The organism is Cellulomonas sp., assembly GCF_965229465.1.
Lineage (GTDB): Bacteria > Actinomycetota > Actinomycetes > Actinomycetales > Cellulomonadaceae > Cellulomonas.
In genome coordinates this window covers 3,006,918-3,026,341 of sequence record NZ_OZ245882.1, presented here as the reverse complement: position 1 = coordinate 3,026,341, position 19,424 = coordinate 3,006,918, and the positions used below count along the sequence as shown (strand labels likewise).

The 19,424-nt window shown below is 72.8% G+C and carries 24 protein-coding genes; 11 read left to right on the top strand and 13 right to left on the bottom strand.

Annotated features, from left to right (window positions below; all coding sequences use genetic code 11):
* The first annotated feature begins 59 nt into the window (after positions 1-59).
* Positions 60-659, top strand: a complete 600-nt coding sequence (locus tag ACO06A_RS14435; protein WP_421732922.1) for a GDSL-type esterase/lipase family protein — start codon at positions 60-62, stop codon at positions 657-659.
* A 20-nt stretch (positions 660-679) separates the two neighbouring features.
* On the opposite strand, the gene ACO06A_RS14430 is transcribed toward ACO06A_RS14435, so the two are convergent.
* The 3 genes from ACO06A_RS14430 to ACO06A_RS14420 form a co-directional block, all read right to left on the bottom strand.
* Complete coding sequence (locus ACO06A_RS14430; RefSeq protein ID WP_421732921.1) at positions 680-1,291, bottom strand: PadR family transcriptional regulator; 612 nt, start codon at positions 1,289-1,291, stop codon at positions 680-682.
* On the bottom strand, positions 1,291-2,106 hold the full coding sequence (locus tag ACO06A_RS14425) for a DUF4097 family beta strand repeat-containing protein (protein WP_421732920.1): 816 nt from the start codon (positions 2,104-2,106) through the stop codon (positions 1,291-1,293). Before ACO06A_RS14425 ends, ACO06A_RS14430 begins: the two co-directional genes overlap by 1 nt.
* Before the next feature lie 142 nt (positions 2,107-2,248).
* Entirely contained in the window at positions 2,249-3,337 is a 1,089-nt protein-coding gene (locus tag ACO06A_RS14420) for a PilT/PilU family type 4a pilus ATPase (RefSeq protein ID WP_175348336.1), read from the bottom strand.
* A 117-nt stretch (positions 3,338-3,454) separates the two neighbouring features.
* On the opposite strand from ACO06A_RS14420, the gene ACO06A_RS14415 reads away from it, so the two are divergent.
* Positions 3,455-3,529, top strand: coding sequence for a 50S ribosomal protein bL37 (locus tag ACO06A_RS14415; RefSeq protein ID WP_155859599.1), 75 nt, complete (start codon positions 3,455-3,457; stop codon positions 3,527-3,529).
* 71 nt (positions 3,530-3,600) lie between these two features.
* Here the strand turns inward: ACO06A_RS14415 and rsrA are convergent, their stop codons facing one another.
* Together rsrA and ACO06A_RS14405 are read right to left on the bottom strand one after the other, a co-directional pair.
* The gene (gene rsrA, locus ACO06A_RS14410) at positions 3,601-3,894 is read right to left on the bottom strand and encodes a mycothiol system anti-sigma-R factor (RefSeq protein WP_175348335.1); all 294 of its coding nucleotides are present in this window, start codon (positions 3,892-3,894) and stop codon (positions 3,601-3,603) included.
* Positions 3,891-4,607, bottom strand: a complete 717-nt coding sequence (locus ACO06A_RS14405) for a sigma-70 family RNA polymerase sigma factor (RefSeq protein WP_421736071.1) — start codon at positions 4,605-4,607, stop codon at positions 3,891-3,893. The genes rsrA and ACO06A_RS14405 overlap by 4 nt, the downstream gene beginning before the upstream one ends.
* A 174-nt stretch (positions 4,608-4,781) precedes the next feature.
* On the opposite strand from ACO06A_RS14405, the gene ACO06A_RS14400 reads away from it, so the two are divergent.
* From ACO06A_RS14400 to ACO06A_RS14370, 7 genes are read left to right on the top strand one after another with little or no spacing between them, the layout of a single operon-like run.
* A complete protein-coding gene (locus ACO06A_RS14400) occupies positions 4,782-5,327 on the top strand; it encodes a ferritin (RefSeq protein WP_421732919.1) in 546 nt (181 codons plus the stop codon).
* 22 nt (positions 5,328-5,349) lie between these two features.
* Positions 5,350-5,862, top strand: a complete 513-nt coding sequence (locus ACO06A_RS14395) for a DoxX family protein (protein WP_421732918.1) — start codon at positions 5,350-5,352, stop codon at positions 5,860-5,862.
* Positions 5,863-5,915: 53 nt separating this feature from the next.
* Positions 5,916-7,199 carry a 3-phosphoshikimate 1-carboxyvinyltransferase gene (aroA, locus tag ACO06A_RS14390; protein WP_421732917.1) on the top strand — a complete coding sequence of 428 codons (1,284 nt, stop codon included), beginning with the start codon at positions 5,916-5,918 and terminating at the stop codon, positions 7,197-7,199.
* Positions 7,199-8,275, top strand: a complete 1,077-nt coding sequence (gene rsgA / locus ACO06A_RS14385; RefSeq protein ID WP_421732916.1) for a ribosome small subunit-dependent GTPase A — start codon at positions 7,199-7,201, stop codon at positions 8,273-8,275. The genes aroA and rsgA overlap by 1 nt, the downstream gene beginning before the upstream one ends.
* Positions 8,276-8,306: 31 nt before the next feature.
* The gene (hisN, locus tag ACO06A_RS14380; RefSeq protein WP_421732915.1) at positions 8,307-9,110 is read left to right on the top strand and encodes a histidinol-phosphatase; all 804 of its coding nucleotides are present in this window, start codon (positions 8,307-8,309) and stop codon (positions 9,108-9,110) included.
* A gap of 28 nt (positions 9,111-9,138) precedes the next feature.
* Positions 9,139-9,879: a class I SAM-dependent methyltransferase gene (locus tag ACO06A_RS14375; protein ID WP_421732914.1), complete on the top strand. Its 741-nt coding sequence runs from the start codon at positions 9,139-9,141 to the stop codon at positions 9,877-9,879.
* A gap of 14 nt (positions 9,880-9,893) precedes the next feature.
* Positions 9,894-10,367 (top strand): hypothetical protein, encoded by a 474-nt coding sequence (locus tag ACO06A_RS14370; RefSeq protein ID WP_421732913.1) that lies wholly within the window; start codon positions 9,894-9,896, stop codon positions 10,365-10,367.
* 7 nt (positions 10,368-10,374) lie between these two features.
* On the opposite strand, the gene ACO06A_RS14365 is transcribed toward ACO06A_RS14370, so the two are convergent.
* From ACO06A_RS14365 to ACO06A_RS14350, 4 genes are all read right to left on the bottom strand, one after another.
* The gene (locus ACO06A_RS14365) at positions 10,375-11,118 is read right to left on the bottom strand and encodes an HAD family hydrolase (RefSeq protein WP_421732912.1); all 744 of its coding nucleotides are present in this window, start codon (positions 11,116-11,118) and stop codon (positions 10,375-10,377) included.
* Positions 11,118-12,614 (bottom strand): glutamate--tRNA ligase, encoded by a 1,497-nt coding sequence (gltX, locus tag ACO06A_RS14360; RefSeq protein ID WP_421732911.1) that lies wholly within the window; start codon positions 12,612-12,614, stop codon positions 11,118-11,120. Before gltX ends, ACO06A_RS14365 begins: the two co-directional genes overlap by 1 nt.
* Before the next feature lie 75 nt (positions 12,615-12,689).
* Positions 12,690-13,475: a fumarylacetoacetate hydrolase family protein gene (locus ACO06A_RS14355; protein ID WP_421732910.1), complete on the bottom strand. Its 786-nt coding sequence runs from the start codon at positions 13,473-13,475 to the stop codon at positions 12,690-12,692.
* A gap of 14 nt (positions 13,476-13,489) precedes the next feature.
* On the bottom strand, positions 13,490-14,311 hold the full coding sequence (locus ACO06A_RS14350) for a methyltransferase domain-containing protein (protein ID WP_421732909.1): 822 nt from the start codon (positions 14,309-14,311) through the stop codon (positions 13,490-13,492).
* Between the two features lie 92 nt (positions 14,312-14,403).
* On the opposite strand from ACO06A_RS14350, the gene ACO06A_RS14345 reads away from it, so the two are divergent.
* Complete coding sequence (locus ACO06A_RS14345) at positions 14,404-15,444, top strand: DUF418 domain-containing protein (RefSeq protein WP_421732908.1); 1,041 nt, start codon at positions 14,404-14,406, stop codon at positions 15,442-15,444.
* Here ACO06A_RS14345 and ACO06A_RS14340 read toward each other — a convergent pair whose 3' ends face one another.
* The 3 genes from ACO06A_RS14340 to ACO06A_RS14330 all read right to left on the bottom strand — a co-directional run bounded on the left by ACO06A_RS14340 (position 15,445) and on the right by ACO06A_RS14330 (position 17,803).
* On the bottom strand, positions 15,445-16,800 hold the full coding sequence (locus tag ACO06A_RS14340) for a hypothetical protein (protein ID WP_421732907.1): 1,356 nt from the start codon (positions 16,798-16,800) through the stop codon (positions 15,445-15,447).
* The gene (locus tag ACO06A_RS14335) at positions 16,790-17,344 is read right to left on the bottom strand and encodes an RNA polymerase sigma factor (RefSeq protein ID WP_421732906.1); all 555 of its coding nucleotides are present in this window, start codon (positions 17,342-17,344) and stop codon (positions 16,790-16,792) included. The genes ACO06A_RS14340 and ACO06A_RS14335 overlap by 11 nt, the downstream gene beginning before the upstream one ends.
* A 72-nt stretch (positions 17,345-17,416) precedes the next feature.
* Positions 17,417-17,803 (bottom strand): DUF1304 domain-containing protein, encoded by a 387-nt coding sequence (locus ACO06A_RS14330; RefSeq protein ID WP_421732905.1) that lies wholly within the window; start codon positions 17,801-17,803, stop codon positions 17,417-17,419.
* A 35-nt stretch (positions 17,804-17,838) separates the two neighbouring features.
* Here ACO06A_RS14330 and ACO06A_RS14325 point away from each other — a divergent pair, with 35 nt between their 5' ends.
* Complete coding sequence (locus ACO06A_RS14325) at positions 17,839-18,708, top strand: 3-methyladenine DNA glycosylase (RefSeq protein ID WP_421732904.1); 870 nt, start codon at positions 17,839-17,841, stop codon at positions 18,706-18,708.
* A gap of 7 nt (positions 18,709-18,715) precedes the next feature.
* Here the strand turns inward: ACO06A_RS14325 and ACO06A_RS14320 are convergent, their stop codons facing one another.
* Entirely contained in the window at positions 18,716-19,357 is a 642-nt protein-coding gene (locus ACO06A_RS14320) for an AMIN-like domain-containing (lipo)protein (RefSeq protein ID WP_421732903.1), read from the bottom strand.
* Positions 19,358-19,424: the final 67 nt, after the last annotated feature.

Here is a 19,424-nt window from a genome sequence, read left to right as displayed (position 1 = left end):
TGAGACACTGTGCGGCGACGGCCGTCGCACGACGGGTCGGACGGCGAGAGGTGAGGCGTGTGGGCGAGCTGCCGCTGAGGCTGGCGGTGGTCGGCGACGAGCTCGTGGCCGGCGCGGGTGATCCCAAGGGGCTCGGCTGGGTCGGGCGCGTGACGGCCAGGACCCCGACCCCGACCCCGCTCACCGTGCTGACCCTCGCGGTCCCGGGCGAGACCAGCACGGCGCTGGGCGCCCGGTGGGACGAGGAGGTCACGCGTCGCCTGTCCCCCGAGGCCGACAACCGGCTCGTCGTCGCACTCGGCCGTGCCGACGTCGCGGCGGGTCTCTCGCTCGCCCGCAGCCGGCTCAACCTCGCGAACATCCTCGACGTGGCCGACCAGCGCCGGATCCCTACGTTCGTCGTCGGCCCCCCGCCGGGCAGCACGGCCGACGCCGACAAGCTGGCCGACCTGTCAGCCGCGTACGCGGATGTGGCGACCCGGCGTCGGGTGCCCTTCGTCGATACCTACACGCCCCTGGCCGCCCACGACCAGTGGCTGGGCGACCTCGCCGCGGGCGACGGGATCCTGCCGGGGCAGGCCGGCTACGGCCTCATGGCCTGGCTTGTCCTGCACACCGGCTGGCACGCCTGGCTCGACCTGCCCGACGACGGCGCCTGACAGCCACCGCACCCAGAGCGTCATCGCAGCGTGCCGCGCACCGCGGTCAGCGCCGAGTCCAGCACGGTCCGCAGGGTGTCGAGCGTGAGCTGCTCGACGCTCCCACGGGCGTCGGCGCGCCGCAGGTCCGCGCGGATCTCGTCGCGGAACCGCTGGATCATCGCCTCGGCGTCCTTGGTCCGCACGTGCGACGCGACCCGGGGCTCGTCGGGCGCGCCGACCGGGTGCGGCACCGCATCCGCACGGGCCTGCTGGGCGGCCGCCGCCAGGTCGGCACGCAGGCCGCGCATCGACCCCCGCACGTCCTCGCGGACCTGCGCGGCACGCTCCCGGACGGACTCGGCGATCCCCTCCTCGAGGTGGCCCAGCTCCGCACGCCGGGCGTTCAGCTCGGCGTAGCCGGCTTCCGTCAGGGCGTACGTGCTCTTGCGCTCCTCGTCGACCCGCTGGACCAGGCCCTCCTCCTCGAGGCGGGCGAGGCGCGGGTACACCGTGCCCGGGCTGGGCCGGTAGGTGCCGCCGAAGCGGTCCGACAGGGCCGTGATGAGCTCGTAGCCGTGCTTGGGCCCGCTCTCCAGGAGCGACAGCAGGTAGAGGCGCAGCTGTCCGTGCGCGAAGACCGGGGCCATCATCACGCGACCCCGGTCCCGGCGCCGCGCAGCACCGTCAGGTGCCCGGAGACCGTCGACGACGAGACGAAGCAGGCGCCGTCGCCGGTGCGCAGGTCGACCTTGCGATGGCCGGGAGAGGAGCCCTTGTACTCCTCCCCGTCCACGACGAGCCGGCCCGAGACGGACTGGCCCTTCACCTGGACGCCCTTGCCGGCGGGCAGCCGGACCGTGACGTCCCCGGAGACCGTCGTCGCCGTCACGCTGGAGGTCCCCGACGTCACGTCGAGCGTGAGCGAGCCGGACACCGAGTTGGCCTGGACCAGGCTCAGCTCCCCAGAGGCCGCGAGCTCGCCCGAGACCGAGTTGAGCTTGAGGTCGCCGCGGTGGTCGCGGATCACGATCTCGCCCGAGACGGTGTTGGCGCCGAGGCGGCCCACGGTGCCGTCGGTGATGAGCGTGCCCGAGACGGTGGACACCGAGGCGTCCTCCGTCACGCCGGCGAGCAGGCCGTCGGCGCTCACCGTGCCCACCTTGGCGTGGATGCCGCGCGGGATCGCGATGTGCACGTCCGCACGGTCCTTACCGCGGAAGTTCCGGAACTTCTCCAGGAACCCGTCCCAGCCGCCCAGCGTGAACTGGTAGCCGACCCGGAGCTCGCCGTCGGACAGGCTGACCTCCAGGGGCCGCCCGTCGACGTCGTGCACCTCGATCCGGGCTCCCGGTCCGTCGTGCGCGACGACGTCGACGCGTCCGCCCACCAGCTGCACCCGAAGGTCGGAGACCGCCTCGATCTCGATGATCTGCGGGCCGGCGACGACCCAGGACTCGCTTGCCATGATGCTCTCCATTCGCGATATATCTCGTGTCTGGAGACACGTTATATCGCGTTACGCCCACACGCAAGATCTCGAGTCATATCGCGTCTGGAGACACAAGAGCGCCCGTGACCGTTGACGGTCACGGGCGCTCCGGGAGGGATCAGGACACGAGGCCGGCCTGCCGCAGCTCGACCGTGAGGTCGTGCGGGCTGGTCGAGGCGGACAGCGCCTCGTCGTAGGTGATGATGTCGTCGCGGACCAGCTGGAACAGGTGCTGGTCGAACGTCTGCATCTTGTAGAAGTCGCCCTCGCGGATCAGGTCGATCAGGGGCGGGGCGTCCTCCGGCTCCAGGATGGCGTCGCGCGTGCGGCCCGTGTTGACCATGACCTCGATGGCCGGACGACGGCCCGTGCCGTTGGCCAGCCGGACCAGCCGCTGCGACACGATGCCGCGCAGCGCCTGCGCCAGCGCGATGCGGACCTGCTTCTGCTCGTGCGGCGGGAAGAAGTCGATGATGCGGTTGATCGTCTCGGCCGCGTCGATGGTGTGCAGCGTGGACAGGACCAGGTGGCCGGTCTCGGCCGCGGACAGGGCCGCGCGGACGGTCTCGACGTCACGCATCTCGCCGACGAGGATCACGTCCGGGTCCTGGCGCATCGCGGCGCGCAGCGCCACCGTGAAGTCGGCCGTGTCCTGGCGCACCTCACGCTGGGACACGATCGACTTCTTGTCCTGGTGCAGGATCTCGATCGGGTCCTCGATGGTGACGATGTTGACCTCGCGCAGCGTGTTGATGAGGTCGACCATCGACGCCAGCGTGGTCGTCTTGCCGGAGCCGGTCGGACCGGTCACCAGCACGAGTCCGCGGGGCTCGAGCGCGAGCTCGCCGACGACCTCGGGCAGGGACAGCTCGGCCAGCGCCTGCGCGCCGACGGCCACCCGGCGGAACACCAGGCCGTACGTGCCGCGCGCCTGGTAGGCGTTGACGCGGAACCGCCCGACGCCGGACACGGAGTACGCGAAGTCCGCCTCCTTGTGCTCCCGGAAGGCGTCGACGAGATCGTCGGGCAGGACCTCCTCGAGCATGCGCTCGGTGTCGGCGGGCTTCAGGTCGGGGACCTGGAGCTTGCGCAGCCGCCCGTCGACACGCACGCGGGGTGCTGATCCGACCTTGCAGTGCAGGTCGGATCCGCCCGTGCTCGCGAGGGCGTGCAGGAACGGGATCACGGACTGTGTCGGGTGGCTCACGCTCTGGATATCGGACGCGAGGGGCGCGCACTTGAGTGGCCGGGAGATGTGGGACGATGGAGCGAGTCCGGCGAGTAGCACGGGCGCCGACCCCCGTACGCGACGAAGGAAGATCCCATGAGCAAGCGAGGCCGCAAGCGCCGCTCCCGCAAGGGCAGTGCAGCGAACCACGGCAACCGTCCCAACGCCTGAGCGTTGGCAGACAGGTAGTCAGAAGGCCCGGGCAGCATCGCTGCACCGGGCCTTCTTCTGTGTGTGGGCTCTCAGTCGAGCGTGACCCGCATGACGGTCAGCTGCTCGTGGATCTTCAGCCGCAGGTGCTCCGGCGCCGCCTCCTGGCAGCCCCGCTTCACGATGGTCTTCACCACGACGTCGACGTCGTACTCCTCGAGGCAGCCCTCGCACTCGGCGAGGTGCGACCGGACGGTCTCCGCGTCGGGCGCACCCAGCTCGGCGTCGAGGTACTCCCAGAGCCGGTCGAGGGCGTCGGCGCAGTTGTTGCCGCAGTTGGACGACGACACAGTCGACAGGTCCGGTGCGTCTTTCCAGTCGTTCATCGTTCGCCCTCCGGCGCGACGGGGGCCACCGCGACCAGACCGCGCCCGCGGGCGTAGTCCGACAGCATGTCGCGCAGCTGTGCGCGGCCGCGGTGCAACCGGGACATCACTGTCCCGATCGGCGTCCCCATGATCTCGGCGATCTCCTTGTACGCGAAGCCCTCGACGTCGGCGAGGTACACCGCGATCCGGAACTCCTCCGGCAGGCGCTGGAGCGCGTCCTTGACGTCGGAGTCCGGGAGGTGGTCGAGCGCCTCGGCCTCGGCAGACCGCAGACCCCTCGACGTATGCGACTCGGCGCGGGCCAGCTGCCAGTCCTCGATCTCCTCGGAGCGGGACTGCTGCGGCTCGCGCTGCTTCTTGCGGTACGAGTTGATGTACGTGTTGGTGAGGATGCGGTACAGCCACGCCTTGAGGTTGGTGCCCGGGCGGTACTGGTGGAACGCGGCGAACGCCTTGGCGAACGTCTCCTGCACCAGGTCCTCGGCGTCGGCCGGGTTGCGCGTCATCCGCAGGGCAGCACCGTAGAGCTGGTCCAGGTAGACCAGCGCCTCGGCCTCGAACCTCTCGGTCCGTGCAGCGTCGCCCTCGGACTCGGGCGCGCGGTTCGTGTCCTCGCTCATCGCCGACGAGCCTAGCCCCGGAGTCTGAGGACCACCGACCGGCGTGGGCCACGCCACACCTGTCCCGAGATCCACCCGGTGCGGCTGCATCTGCGCGGGCCGCTGGGTGGGAAGGGTGTCTACGGGGAGACCGATCGCCCATCCGGTCACAGGGACCGGCGCAGGGCGCGTCTCGGTAGCGAAGCTCATGGCCAGCACAACGGCGCGAGCGCGCGAGCCATTCCCTCCGTCGCCAACCGCAGGGGACGGCACTAGGTTGACGACATGACCAGCAGCACCGACGACTCCACGTTCCTGCGCCTGCTCCGCGAGCAGATCGGCCACGAGTTCGACGCCCACCAGCAGTACGTCGCGATCGCGGTGTGGTTCGACGGGCAGGACCTCCCCCAGCTGGCGCGGCACTACTACCGGCAGGCGATCGAGGAGCGGAACCACGCGCTGATGATCGTGCAGTACCTGCTGGACCGGGACCTCCCGGTGGCGATCCCGCCCGGCAGCCCCGTGCGCAACGGCTTCACCCAGGTCACCGAGCCCATCGGCCTGGCGCTCCAGCAGGAGAAGCAGGTCACCGCGCAGATCGAGGCGATCTTCGCGGCTGCGCGCGCCGAGGGCGACGCCCTGGGCGAGCAGTTCCTGCTCTGGTTCCTCAAGGAGCAGGTGGAGGAGGTCGCCTCGGCGACCACGCTGCTCACCGTCGCCACGCGGGCCGGCGACAACCTGTTCGACCTCGAGAACTATGTCGCCCGCGAGCAGATCGGCGACGGTGGCGAGTCCGCCGACGCGCCGTCCGCCGCCGGCGGTGCCCTGTAGAAGCCCTGTAGGAGGAGCTGCCGTGCTGCTGCGCCGTCTCGCGCGTCCCCTGTTCGCCTCGTGGTTCGTCACCGAGGGTCTCGACGTCGTCCGGCATCCCGCCGCGCACGCCGCCGACGCCCGCGGCGCCCTGGCCACGCTGCGCTCCCGCCTGCCCGACACCGTCCGGCAGGGGCCGGCGGGCGAGGCCATCGGCCGCGAGCTCAGCGACCGCCAGCTGACCTCGATCGTCCAGGTGCACGGCGTGGCGCTCGCCGGCGCGGGCGTGCTGCTCGCCCTGGGCAAGGCACCACGCACGGCCGCCCTGGCGCTCGCCGCCCTCACGGCGCCGCTCGTCCTGCTGAACCTGCCCGCCAAGCGGGTCAAGGGCGAGGACCCCCGGCTGCGGCGCGAGCGGCGCGACAAGCTCGTCCGGGCGCTCGCGTTCACCGGCGGCGCCCTGATCGCCGGCGTGGACCTCGAGGGGCGCCCCGGGATCAGCTGGCGCGTGCAGAAGGCGCGCAGCGAGCACGCGGCGGCGAAGGCCTCCGACTGAGGAGCCTGAGACGCTCCCGGGTTCTCGTCGGCACCCCCGATAACCTGGGTGCCATGGACCTGTGGACCGCACCGCTCGCCGACGCCCCGCTGGACGCGCTCGTCGAGGTGCCCGGCTCGAAGTCGCTGACCAACCGGTATCTCGTCCTCGCCGCGCTGGCCGACTCCCCCGGCCGCCTGCGGGGTGCTCTGCGCTCGCGCGACACGCGCCTGATGGCCGATGCCCTGACCAGCCTGGGCGCCCGGATCGACGAGGACGGCAGCGACTGGGTGGTGACGCCCGGACCCGTGCGCGGCTCGACCACCGTCCAGTGCGGCCTCGCCGGGACCGTGATGCGCTTCCTGCCGGCCGTCGCCGCGCTCGCCGACGGACCGGTCCGGTTCGACGGGGACGACTCGGCCCTCGCGCGCCCGATGGGTCCGGTGCTCACCGCGCTGCGGACGCTGGGCGTGCGGGTCGAGGAGCACGGCGAGCCCGGCCACCTGCCGTTCACGGTGCACGGCCGCGGTTCCCTGCTCGGCGGCCAGGTGGACGTGGACGCGTCCGAGTCGAGCCAGTTCGTCTCCGGGCTGCTGCTGGCGGCCGCGCGGTTCGAGCGTGGGCTGACCCTGCGGCACACCGGGCGCACGCTGCCGAGCCTGCCGCACATCGAGATGACCGTCGCCCTGCTGCGCGAGGCGGGCGTGGTGGTCGACGACTCTCGCCCCGCCATCTGGCAGGTGTCCCCCGGCCCGATCGCCGGCAGGGACGTGCGGGTGGAACCCGACCTGTCCAACGCTGCCCCGTTCCTGTGCGCGGCGCTGGTGTCCGGCGGCACCGTGCGCGTCCCCGGCTGGCCCGCCGCGACGACGCAGCCCGGCGGCCTGCTGCCCGGCATCCTGGAGCGGATGGGCGCGACCACGCGGCTGGACGGCGACGTGCTGGGCGTGACCGGCACGGGCGCGATCCGCGGGGTGGACCTGGACCTGCACGCCGCAGGCGAGATCGCCCCGACGATCGCGGCGCTCGCCGCACTGGCCGACTCCCCCACGCGGCTGCGCGGCATCGCCCACCTGCGCGGCCACGAGACCGACCGGCTGGCGGCGCTGGCGGCCGAGATCACGCGGCTGGGCGGTCAGGCGGAGCAGACGTCGGACGGCCTGGTCATCACGCCGCGACCGCTGACCGGCGCCACCTGGCACACCTACGAGGACCACCGGATGGCCACCACGGGCGCCCTCATCGGGCTCCGGGTGCCCGGCGTGCAGGTGGAGGACGTCGCGACGACCGCCAAGACGCTCCCGGACTTCGTCGGGCTGTGGGCCGGGATGCTGACCGGATCGGCCGTGCTGGCCTGATGGGCACCCGGCGCTACGACGAGCGGGACGTCCGCATCCGTCCCGGTCGCGGCTCGCGCCCCCGGACCAAGCAGCGCCCCGAGCACGCCGACGCCGAGGTGGCGCTGGTGACCGCCGTGGACCGCGGTCGCTACGCGATCCTGGTGGACCCCGACGGCCCCGACGAGCGCGTCGCGATCGCGATGAAGGCCCGAGAGCTGGGCCGCGACCGCGTGGTGCCGGGCGACCGGGTGGACATCGTCGGCGACACGTCCGGCGACGACGGCTCGCTGTCCCGGATCGTGCGGATCAGCGAGCGGCGGACGGTCCTGCGGCGGACGGCCGACGACACCGACCCCATCGAGCGGATCATCGTCGCCAACGCCGACCAGCTGGTGATCGTCACCGCCCTGGCTGACCCCGAGCCGCGCACACGGATGATCGACCGCTGCGTCGCCGCGGCCTACGACGCGCGCATGGACGCCCTGCTGGCCCTGACCAAGGCGGACCTGGCGGACCCCGCGGAGCTGGTCGGCATGTACGCGCCGATCGGTGTGGAGGTGGTGGTCACCAGCGCGGAGAAGTCCGTGGGCGGGCGGATCATCCACGGGCTCGACGACGTGCGGGCCGCGCTGGAGGGCAAGACCTCCGTGCTGGTCGGGCACTCGGGCGTAGGCAAGTCCACGCTGGTGAACGCCCTGGTGCCGGGCACGTACCGGGCCGTCGGGGTGGTCAACGACGTGACGGGGCGCGGGCGGCACACATCGAGCTCAGCCGTGGCGCTGCGGGTGCCGGGGACGTCGAAGCCCACGTGGGTCATCGACACCCCCGGCGTGCGGTCGTTCGGGCTGGCGCACGTGGACCCGCAGCACCTGCTGGGCGCGTTCGCGGACCTCGCGGAGGTCGCCGAGGAGTGCCCGCGCGGCTGCACGCACGCGGACGACGCCCCCGACTGCGCGCTCGACGAGTGGGTCGCCGCCTCCCCCGACGACGTGACCCGCGCAGCCCGGGCGGCCCGCGTCGAGTCCTTCCGTCGCCTCCTGGCCAGCCGGCTCGGCAGCGGCGAACCGGACAACCGGGAGCCCGCACGTCCCTGACGTGCGAACTCGACCCACTACCGTGTCGGGCATGAGCCTGCGCCCCGGGTACGACGACGACCTGCGCCTCGCCCACGTGATCGCGGACCAGGTCGACTCGATCACCATGGCGCGGTTCAAGTCGCAGGACCTGCGGGTGGAGACGAAGCCCGACCTGACGCCGGTCACCGACGCCGACAAGTCCGCCGAGGAGATCGTCCGCGGGCAGCTGTCCCGGGCGCGGCCGCGGGACGCGGTGCACGGCGAGGAGATGGGCGACACGGGCCACGGGCCGCGGCGCTGGGTCATCGACCCGATCGACGGGACCAAGAACTTCGTCCGCGGGGTGCCGGTGTGGGCCACGCTCATCGGGCTGCTGGACGGCGACCAGGTCGTCGTCGGGCTCGTCAGTGCACCCGCGCTCGGTCGGCGCTGGTGGGCGGCGCAGGGCAACGGCGCGTGGACCGGGAAGTCGCTGGCCGCCGCCAGCCAGCTGCATGTGTCCGAGGTCGACCGGCTCGAGGACGCCTCGCTGTCCTACTCGTCGCTGGGCGGCTGGGAGGAGCGCGGCCAGCTCGACGCGTTCCTGAACCTGACCCGGCGGACGTGGCGCACCCGCGCGTACGGCGACTTCTGGTCGCACGTGCTGGTCGCGGAGGGCGCGGTGGACCTGTCGGCCGAGCCAGAGCTCTCGCTGCACGACATGGCCGCGCTCGTCCCCATCGTCACCGAGGCCGGCGGGATGTTCACGTCGATCCGCGGGGTTCCCGGGCCGTTCGGCGGTTCGGCGCTGGTGTCGAACGGGCGGCTGCACGAGGCCGCCCTGGAGTACCTGGACCCGCTGCCGGAGGCGTGATCCCCGCAGCCGCGGCACGATCGGTGTCATGAGCACCGACGACCGCGGCGACCGCGCCGCCTCGTTCGACCGTGCCGCGGCCGTCTACCAGGCCACCCGGCCCGGCTACCCCGACGAGGCCGTCCGGTGGGCCGTCCCGGCGGAGGCCCGCGACGTCCTCGACCTGGCCGCGGGGACCGGGAAGCTCACCGAGCGGCTGGTCGCTCTCGGGTGGCACGTGATCGCGGTGGAGCCGTCCGACGCGATGCGGGCGGAGCTGACCGCCGCGCTGCCGGGCGTCGAGGCACTGCCCGGGACGGCCGAGCAGCTCGACCTGCCGGACGCCTCCGTCGACGCCGTCACCATCGCGCAGGCGTGGCACTGGGTGGACCCGCCCGCGGCGTCCGCCGAGATCGCCCGCGTCCTGCGGCCGGGCGGCTCCGTGGCGCCGATCTGGAACGTGCGCGACAAGGAGCACGACTGGGTGGCGCGCTGGACGGAGATCGTGCACCGCGGCGACACCCTGGAGACCAGCTACCGGAACCCCGAGCTCGGCGACGCGTTCACCGAACCCGAGCACGCGACGTTCCCCTGGACGCAGCGCCTGCGCGCCGCCGACCTGCGCACGCTGGCCGCCAGCCGCAGCCACCTGATCCTGCTCCCTGCTGACCAGCGGGACGCCCTGCTCGACGACGTCGACGCACTCGTCGCCACCCATCCCGACCTGCGCGGACGCGAGTGGATCGAGGTGCCGTACCGGACCGAGTGCTACCGGGCGGCGTTGCGGTAGGCCATGATCTGCGCGTGCCCCTCTTCGACCGCCGCCCTGGTATCGAGCTCCCCGACGACGAGGTGACCGCGCTGGTCGGCGCGCTGTGCTCCGACCAGGCGTCGCGGCTCTCCGGCGTCGCCACGGTCGAGCTCGTGCTGGACGAGGCCCCCAGGCCGCCGAGCGGAGCGTGGATCACGCCCCGCGCGGTCGGCGCGGTCGCCGTGAGCTGGGAGCAGTTCGACGACTGCCTCGTCGCCGGCATCTACGGGTGCGAGCAGTGGGAGCTTCCACGGACGACGGCGGGCGTCGCGACGGTGAAAGCAGTGGTCGACGCTGCGATCACCGGCGCCGTCGAGGTGGGTACCGGCCGCGGCCAGACCCACTACCGCGTCCGCCTGCCCGATGGCTCGGTGCTCGACGCCGCACTCTCGAGCTTCAAGGGATGGCTCCTGACCATGCCGGGAAAGCCGCGCCTGACGTGGAGCACGACCGCGCCGTACTCCTAGATGCGCCCTACTCCTCGATCCCGAGCACACCCGGGAGCTCGGCGAGCGACGCGATGACCCGCACACCGGCCTGTCGCGCGCCCGCGAGATCCTCCGGCGACACCGGGATCCGCCTCTCGCCGGGCCGGTCCAGCCAGACGCCCACCAGACCGGCCGCGACCGCCGCCCGGGCGTCGACGTCGAGCTCGTCGCCGACGTACACCGTCCGCGTCGGGTCGGTGCCGAGCCGGTGGCACGCCTCGACGAACACGCGCGGGTCGGGCTTGCCGAAGCCGAGGGTGTCGACGCCGACCAGCATCGGCACGCGCTCGAGCAGAGCCGCGCGGTCGAGCTTGCGCGTCTGGTACGCCACCGCCGCGTTGGACAGGGCGCCGACCACCAGGCCGGCCGCGAGCAGGCGGTCCACGACCGCGTCCACGTCCGGGTGCGCCGACCACGCACCTGAGAACTCGGCCTCGAACGTCTCGTCCCAGCGCGCGAAGCCGTCGGCGTCGAGCGCGGGCCCGCCGAAGCGCTCGTGCAACTCGTTCGCGCGGGCCATCCGCTGCTCGGCGTAGCCGACCTCGCCGCGCGTGTACGCCGCGTAGTGGCCGCCGACGTCCGCGCGCCAGACCGTCACCAGCTCGGCGTGCCGGTCCACGGGCAGGTCGGGCAGGTAGCGGCGGGCGACGCCGGCCAGCGCGTGGCCGAACGCGCCGCGCGTGTCGACCAGCGTGTCGTCGATGTCGAACAGGACCCCGTCGACGCGCATCACAGGGTGGCGCGCAGGGCGGCGATCCGCGCGAGCGTGGACTCCTTGCCCAGGATCTCCATCGACTCGAACAGCGGCGGCGACACGCGTCGACCGGACAGGGCGACGCGCAGCGGGGTGAACGCGAAGCGCGGCTTGAGGCCGAGCCCGTCGACCAGCGCGGCCTGGAGCGCCTCCTGGGTGGTCGCGGTGGTGAACTCGGTGAGCCCCCCGAGCGCGGCCGCGGCGGCATCGAGCACGGCTGGGGACTCCTCGCGCAGCGCGCCGCGGGCGTCGTCGGCGATCGTCAGGTCGTCGTCCGCGGCGAACAGGAACCCGAGCATCCCCTCGGCCTCGCCCAGCAGCGTGATGCGCTCCTGGATCAGCGGCGCGCCCGCATCGAGCAGCGCGCGGTGGGCCGGCGAGAGGTCCGCGTAGGAGTCCGTGGGCACCAGGCCCGCGCGGTGCAGGTAGGGCACCAGCCGGTCGCGGAAGTCCTCGGGCGCGAGCAGCCGCACGTGCGCCGAGTTGATCGCCTCCGCCTTCTTCACGTCGAACCGCGCCGGGTTGGGGTTGACGTCCGCGGCGTCGAACGCGGCCGTCATCTCCGCCATCGAGAAGATGTCGCGGTCCGGGCCGATCGACCAGCCGAGCAGGGCCAGGTAGTTGAGCAGGCCCTCGGGGGTGAACCCGTTGTCCCGGTGGTGGAACAAGTTGGACTCGGGCTCGCGCTTGGACAGCTTCTTGTTGCCCTCGCCCAGCACCGACGGCAGGTGCCCGAACACCGGCTCGCCCGTGCCGACACCGATCTCCAGCAGCGCGCGGTACAGCGCGATCTGCCGAGGGGTGGACGACAGGAGGTCCTCCCCGCGCAGCACGTGCGTGATCCCCATCAGGGCGTCGTCGACCGGGTTGACCAGCGTGTACAGAGGCTGGCCGTTGGCGCGCACGATGACGAAGTCCGGGACGGAGCCGGCCTTGAAGGTCACCTCGCCGCGTACCAGGTCCGTGAAGGTGAGGTCCTCGTCGGGCATCCGCAGCCGCAGGACAGGCTCGCGGCCCTCGGCGCGGAATGCCGCCTTCTGCTCGTCGGTCGCGTCTCGGTCGACGCCGTCGTAGCCCAGCTTCGGATCCCGGCCGGCCGCCCTGTGGCGCGCTTCGATCTCCTCCGGCGTGGAGAACGACTCGTACGCGTGGCCACCCTCGACCAGGCGACTGACCACGTCCGCGTACAGGTCCATCCGCTGCGACTGGCGGTACGGCTCGTGCGGTCCGCCGACCTCGACGCCCTCGTCCCAGTCCAGGCCCAGCCAGCGCAGCGCGTCCAGCAGCTGGAGGTAGGACTCCTGCGAGTCGCGCGCCGCGTCGGTGTCCTCGATGCGGAACACGAACGTGCCGCCCGTGTGGCGCGCGTACGCCCAGTTGAAGAGTGCCGTGCGGATCATGCCGACGTGCGGCGTCCCGGTGGGCGAGGGGCAGAAACGAACACGCACAGCGGAACCGGTGGGAGAAGTCACGACCTCAAGATTAGTGGCGGCGGAGGACCGGGTTGCGCAGGATGCTCGTCTTTCCGCCGCAGCCGACGTAGAGACTCAGTGGCGGCGCAGGACCGGGTTGCGCAGCACCCCGATGTCCTCCACCTCGACCTCGACGATGTCCCGGTCCACGATCGGGCTCACACCGGCGGGAGTACCGGTGAGGATGAGGTCGCCGGGCAGCAGCGTGAACACCTCGGACACGTAGGAGACGAGGTAGGCCGCGTCGAAGATCATCTGCGACGTGCGGCCGTCCTGCTTGGTCTCGCCGTTGACGCGGGCGCGGACGTACAGGTCGTCGACGTCGAGGCCCGGCACGATCCAGGGGCCGATCGGGCAGGAGCCGTCGAAGCCCTTGGCCCGGGTCCACTGGAGGTCGGCCTTCTGCACGTCGCGCGCGGTGACGTCGTTGGCCACCGTGTAGCCGAAGACGTGGTCCAGGGCGCGGTCCGGCGTGACGTCCTTGGTGACCTTGCCGATGACGATGGCCAGCTCGGCCTCGTGCTCGACGTGCTCGGTCCAGTCGGGCAGGACGATCGGGTCGTCCGGGCCGATCACCGAGGTGTTCGGCTTGAGGAAGAGCAGCGGGGCGGGCGGGAGCTCGTTGCCCATCTCGGCGGCGTGCGCGGCGTAGTTGCGGCCGACGCCGATGATCTTGGAGCGCGGAATGACCGGCGCCAGCAGACGGACGCTGTCGTCGTCGAGCCGGATCTGCTCGCCCGTGGGCTGCACCGGGGTGTAGAGCGGGTCTCCCGTGATGACCACGAGCTCCTCGGAGCCGGGCTCTCCGTCGATCAGGGCGTAGCGGGGGTCTCCCCCGGTGGTGAACCTCGCGATGCGCACGCCGCAACCCTAGTTCAGGCGCGAGCGAGCACCTCGCCGTGCAGCACCGCGAACCAGCCGTCGGGCTGGGTGCCCCACTCGCGCCAGGCGTCCGCCAGCAGCTCCAGGCCGACCTCGTCGGCGAGCCCGTGCGCGATGGCCTGCGCGGCGAAGTTCGAGGCGACCGAGCGGTCCGCCCACAGCCCGGCCCACCACGTGCGGTCCTCGGGCGTGGCGTAGCACCAGACCCCGGCGCTGGGGACGATGCCCGCCGGGTCGAAGCCCGCCTCGCGGACCCACGACAGCAGCTTGCGGCCGGCGTTCGCGTCGGCCTCGTTGGCCTGCGTGACCTCGTGGTAGAGCGCGAGCCACTCGTCCAACCCGTTCGACGGCGGGTACCAGGTCATGCCGGAGTAGTCCGCGTCGCGGAGCGCCACGATGCCGCCGGGCTTGGTCACGCGTCGCATCTCCCGCAGCGCGGCGATCGGGTCCGTGAGGTGCTGGAGCACCTGGTGGGCGTGCACCACGTCGAAGGCGTCGTCGTCGAACGGCAGGCCGTAGGCGTCGGCCACCTGGAACGTCACGTTGTCCGCACCGGCGTCGGCCGCGGCCTTCTGCGCGATCTCGACGACGGCGGCCGAGGTGTCGACGCCGACGACCTCGCCGGGCTCGAGCCGGGCCGCCAGGTCGATGGTCACCGAACCCGGTCCACACCCGACGTCGAGCAGGCGGGTCCCCGGGACGAGTGCCGGCAGCAGGTACGCGGCGGAGTTCTCGGCGGTCCGCCAACGGTGCGAGCGCAGCACGGACTCATGGTGTCCGTGGGTGTACACGTCGGGGTGCGTCGGGGAGTTCACATCAGACTGTAATCATCGATGAGGCCCAGAGTTCAATAAACGGGACGAACCGTTTCGACATGCGAGATCACCCGGGTCGCTAGCATCCCCCCATGCGCCGCATCGTGGGGATCGACGTCGCCCGCGGGCTCGCCGTGCTCGGCATGATGACCGCGCACGTCGGTCCGGACGACCACGGACCCGTCCCTCCCGGCGGCTTCTCCCAGCTCGCGGACGGGCGCCCCGCGGCGCTGTTCGTGGTGCTGGCCGGCCTGTCGCTGGGCCTGCTCTCCGGCAGCACCGCGCCCGTCGTCGGCACCCGGCTGGTCCAGGCACGCGTGCGGATCCTGGTGCGGGCGCTCCTCCTGTTCGCCCTCGGGGAGCTGCTGGTCCTGCTCGCGACGCCGGTGGTGGTGATCCTGCCGACCTACGGGCTGCTGTTCGCGATCGGCTGCGTGGCGCTGCGCTGGTCGAGGGCCGCACTGATCACCGCCGCGGGGGTCGTCGCCGTCGTCGGTCCGCCGCTGGGCCAGGGGATCGCCGCCGGGCTCGAGGGCGCGCGCCCGACGGTGCTCGCCGAGATCACGGTCGGCCACTACTACCCCGCGATCGTGTGGACGGCGTACCTGCTCGTCGGGCTGGCCATCGGCCGCAGCGACCTGCGCTCGACCCGGCTGCGGGGGCTCGGAGCGCTCGTCGGTATCGGCCTCGTGGTCCTCGGGCACGGCGGCTCCTGGGTGGCGTTGCACGTGCTCGGCTGGCCCGCGGCGCTGGCGACCGCCGAGCCGCACTCGTCGACCACCTTCGAGGTGGTGGGCAACATCGGCGTGGCACTGCTGGTGATCGCCGCGTGCCTCGCCGTCGCCGACCGGTGGCCGCGCACGCTCGCCCCGCTGGCGGCCGTCGGGTCGCTGGCCCTCACCGCGTACAGCGTGCACATCGTCGTGATCGCCGCCCTGGGCCGGACGGTCGTCTACGAGGCGACCGCCGAGGTGTGGCTCGGTTTCCTCGTCACGACGGTCGCGCTCTGCTGGCTCTGGGCGGCGACCGTGGGCCGCGGACCGCTCGAGTGGGTGCTGCACCGGGTGTCGACGAGGGCCGCGGACATCGCCCCGGACCGGGTGCCCGAGGTCCCGGTCACGACCGCCCCCTGATCACGCGCACTCCCAGACGATCTGGAGCGCCTCCGGTCGCATCCCGAGCAGCCACTCGTCGCCGGGGCCCTGGATCGCGTAGAGGGCGTCGGCAGCGAGGAAGTCCGCGTCGGTGAGGAACGGGTACCCCGCATCCGCGCCGTTCAGGGGCGCTCCGCTCTCCTCGTCGATGGTCCCTGAGACCTCCTCCTGCCAGGCGCGCACCGCCCGGGAGATCTCGTTGCCGCCGTCCGCCGGGACGTACACGCGGTGCCCCTCGGTCGTCGTTCCTCCCGGCTGCCACTGGGCCGACACGTGGTCCGCCTCCCGGGCGAACACCATGCCGGGTCCGCACGCCCCGTCCGCCGGCGACACCGACTCATACGGTCCTTCCCACGACGGCGGCCCGGCGCGCACGACCCCGTCGTCCCAGCGGACGGACTCGAGGTCTCCACCAGGCAGGTCCGCGGCAGACAGCCAGATGTGCGACCCGAACGGGGTCTCGACGGCGTACGAGAGGTTCGTCAGCCCGAGCGACCCGGGCAGCCAGGAGTCCGAGGTGAGAGCCACGACCCCGAGCGCCCCGAGCGGACGCACCGGCTCGGTCGCCACCGTGTCGCCCGTCAGCACGCGACCATAGATCGAGCTCCCGGAGGCGCGGAGGCGGGTGCTCGCGGTGGAGACGGTGTAGCCGTCGTCCAGGGCGATGCGCTGCGGCAGGGTCAGGGAGTCGTAGAACGTCGACTCGTCGCGCACGACGCCCGAGCCGTGCACCGCGAGGCGGTCGGCACACGGATCGCCCGACCGCGCGCTCGGGCACGCGATGAGGCGGGCACCCGCGGCGTCCACCTCGAAGAGGCCCGTCACGGGGACGTCGTACCAGAACTCCGTCTGGGCCACCGTGACGTAGATCGAGGCGCCTCCGCGTGTGCCGACGAGGAGCACGGTGCCCGTCTCGTCGTCCGGCAGCAGGAGCGGCGTGAGCTCCGGCGCCGGGGTCGGTGTCAGCCAGCTCTCCCCGGTGCGCGGGTGCGCGAGCCGGTCGAGGACGGTCGCGTCGTCGATCGAGTCCGCGCGCGCGGGTGGGCCGGTCGGCGAGGGAGTCGGGGCCGGAGTCGTCGTCGGGCTCGGCGTGACGGTCGGGGTCACCACCGGGACGACCGGAGCGGGAGCCTGCTGCCCCAGGCCGAACCAGACGCCCGCGCCGAGGACCGCTACCACGGCGATCCCGCCGAACGACTCCCGCGTCCGCCGCGCGACCCGGCGACGGTGCGCCGCGGACCGGACCAGGGCGAGACGGCTGCCGTCCAGGCTCGGCGCGACACCCTCGATCTCCGTCGACGCCCGCGCGAGCAGCGCGTGCAGGTCATCGCTCACGGCGCACCTCCGTCGGGGTCAGGCTGCGCACCGAGATGCGCTCCACGGTCACGGCCGTGCTGCCGAGCTGCTCGTTCAACCGGGAGAGCCCGTCGGACGTGTAGCGCTTGACCGCCCCCTCGGACAGCCCGAGGGCCGATGCGGTCTCGACGACCGAGAGGTCCTCCATCTGCCGGAGCACCACGCACGCGCGCTCCCGCGGGCTCAGCGTGGCCAGCGCCCGGACGACGTCCGCACCGGGCAGCCGGTCGTCGTGCTGGACGACCGCCGGGGTCTGCGCGGCGGCACGGGCCAGCAGCCGGGCCTCGCGCGTCCTGCGTCGGCCCGCGTCGATCGCCCGGGAGGCGATGGCCCGGCGCACGTACGCCTCGGCCTGCTCGACCGACCCGAACCGCGCGCGTCCGGAGAACGCCGCGATCAGCGACTCCTGCACCAGGTCCTGGGCGTCCGACGGTGAGGCGGACACGAGCGTCGCGTGCGCGACGAGGCGCGGGTAGCGCTCACGGGCGACCTGCTCCAGCAGGTCCTCCCACCGTCTGCTCACGCACCACGCTCCCTCGCCGCGACTCCTGAACCCATAACGCTTGTCGGGTCGTCCGGCGTTGGGGTTGAGGTCTCAGGCGAGCAGCGCAAGCACCGCGAACAGCACGGCGAGCAGCGGGAACGTGCCCTGCGTCGCGGCGGCGCGGGCCATGGAGCGGTTGGTCGCGACGAGCACGAGCGCCGCCGCGAGCATCGACCCGCAGGCCAGCAGGATCAGGGCCAGGCCGACCGTCTCCTGCCCGGCGAGCGCGAGAACGACCCCGACGAGGGCGCCGATGGCTAGGAACAGGTTGTAGAAGCCCTGGTTGTACGCCCAGGGCTTCACCGCCGGGACGTCCTCGGTGCGCGTCTGGAACCGCGCGTGGACGTCCGGGCGCTCGAACAGCACCGACTCGTAGGCGAAGAACAGGACGTGCAGCAGGGCTGCGAGGACGGCGAACACCGCGGCGAGGATCAGCACGGGGTCAGTGTGGCAGCCTCACCTACCCTGGAGACATGCCCCTGACCGCCGCGCCCGCGCTCGACGCCGCCACCTGGCAGTCGCTGGCGGCCGCGCACGGCGAGCGGGCCGACGCCTTCACCGCGGGGCGCCGCGAGCGCCGGTCGCGCCAGCAGAAGCACGCGATCGAGGACTTCCTGTTCGAGTACTACCCGGTCACGCCGGCCGTGCTGCGCCGCTGGCACCCCGGGGTCGGCGTCGCGCTCGAGGCGCCCGCCCCGCACGCCGGGTGGCGCTGGTACCGGACGTCCGACGACGGCACGGTCCAGCTCGACGCCGACGCGTTCGTGGCCGACCGCGGCGAGACCGTCCGGTTCGTCCACGGCCTGCTGACCGCCACGCTCTCCCGACCGGCGGCCACCGGCTGCTTCGGCCTGCACGAGTGGGCGATGGTCTACCGGGAGGCCGACGAGCACCGCCACCCGCTCCCCCTGCGGCTCGGGTCGGCCGGCACGGACGCCGTCGTCGAGGCCCACAGGATCCGCTGCACGCACTTCGACGCCTACCGCTTCTTCACGCCCGAGGCGGTGGAGCGCAACACGCTGCGACCGACGCGCACCTCGATGACCGCGATGGAGCAGCCCGGCTGCCTGCACGCGGGGATGGACGTCTACAAGTGGGCCACCAAGCTGGGACCCGCCGTGCCGGGGACCCTGCTGCTGGACTGCTTCGAGCTGGCGCGCGACATCCGCACCCTCGACATGCAGGCGTCGCCGTACGACGTCACCACCTACGGGCTCGATCCCGTGAGCATCGAGACGCCCGAGGGCAAGGCCGAGTACGTCGCCCGGCAGCGGGTGTTCGCCGAGCGGGGGAACCTGCTGCGCTCCCGGCTGGTGGACGTGTGCGAGGCGCTCCCCGCCTGAGGGACCGTCAGCCGTCGTGCCGGACGTCGACCACCACGCGGGCGGGGTCGGCGAGCGCGAAGACGCGGAACGGGTGGTCGGCCGTGTCGACTCCGAGGAACGCGAGCTCCTGCCCCTCGAACTGACCGCGCACGTTCACCTCGCGCAGGGTGGTGTACCCGGGCGTGAGGACCGGGTTGGTGCCGCTCCACTCGGGGATGCCGGTCGTGTCGGGGATCTGCACCCCGAGCAGGGTGACCGCCAGGGTGCCGTCGCCGGCGATGTCGAGCACGGTGTCCGCGGGGTCGTCGGTCGCCCGGTCGACGTAGCGCACCATCCACCCCGGTGCGCCGGTCCCGCCGAACCGGAAGACCACGCGGTCGTAGCCGTCGTGCTCACCGGTGGTCACGTCGGTCAGCGTCAGCATCGCGCCGTCCGAGGACGCCTGCTCGTCGGGCTCCAGGTCCGCCGGGAACGGGACGGGTTCCTCGGTCTCGGTGGCCACCGCCGTCGGCGTCGGGTCCGTGGTCGGCGTGGCGCTGGCGCTCGGAGCGGCCGGGGTCGTCGTCGCCGTCTGCGAGGGCGTCGCAGGTCCGCCGTCGGCGCACGACGCCAGCAGCAGGGCGGTGCCGGCGACCAGGCCGGCGATGCGGCGAGACCGTCCGGGCATCGCGTCTCCTCGTGTCGTCCGTCCCGGTGCTCGGGGCGAGTACCGCCACCGTACGATGCCGGGACGT

Coding starts and splice junctions, on each gene's coding strand:
- ACO06A_RS14430 (WP_421732921.1), bottom strand. CDS start 1,291: ATGATGGCCCCGGTCTTCGCGCACGGACAGCTGCGCCTCTACCTGCTG.
- ACO06A_RS14425 (WP_421732920.1), bottom strand. CDS start 2,106: ATGGCAAGCGAGTCCTGGGTCGTCGCCGGCCCGCAGATCATCGAGATC.
- rsrA (WP_175348335.1), bottom strand. CDS start 3,894: ATGAACGACTGGAAAGACGCACCGGACCTGTCGACTGTGTCGTCGTCC.
- ACO06A_RS14405 (WP_421736071.1), bottom strand. CDS start 4,607: ATGCAGCCGCACCGGGTGGATCTCGGGACAGGTGTGGCGTGGCCCACG.
- ACO06A_RS14400 (WP_421732919.1), top strand. CDS start 4,782: ATGACCAGCAGCACCGACGACTCCACGTTCCTGCGCCTGCTCCGCGAG.
- aroA (WP_421732917.1), top strand. CDS start 5,916: ATGGACCTGTGGACCGCACCGCTCGCCGACGCCCCGCTGGACGCGCTC.
- rsgA (WP_421732916.1), top strand. CDS start 7,199: ATGGGCACCCGGCGCTACGACGAGCGGGACGTCCGCATCCGTCCCGGT.
- hisN (WP_421732915.1), top strand. CDS start 8,307: ATGAGCCTGCGCCCCGGGTACGACGACGACCTGCGCCTCGCCCACGTG.
- ACO06A_RS14375 (WP_421732914.1), top strand. CDS start 9,139: ATGAGCACCGACGACCGCGGCGACCGCGCCGCCTCGTTCGACCGTGCC.
- ACO06A_RS14365 (WP_421732912.1), bottom strand. CDS start 11,118: ATGCGCGTCGACGGGGTCCTGTTCGACATCGACGACACGCTGGTCGAC.
- ACO06A_RS14345 (WP_421732908.1), top strand. CDS start 14,404: ATGCGCCGCATCGTGGGGATCGACGTCGCCCGCGGGCTCGCCGTGCTC.
- ACO06A_RS14325 (WP_421732904.1), top strand. CDS start 17,839: ATGCCCCTGACCGCCGCGCCCGCGCTCGACGCCGCCACCTGGCAGTCG.
- ACO06A_RS14320 (WP_421732903.1), bottom strand. CDS start 19,357: ATGCCCGGACGGTCTCGCCGCATCGCCGGCCTGGTCGCCGGCACCGCC.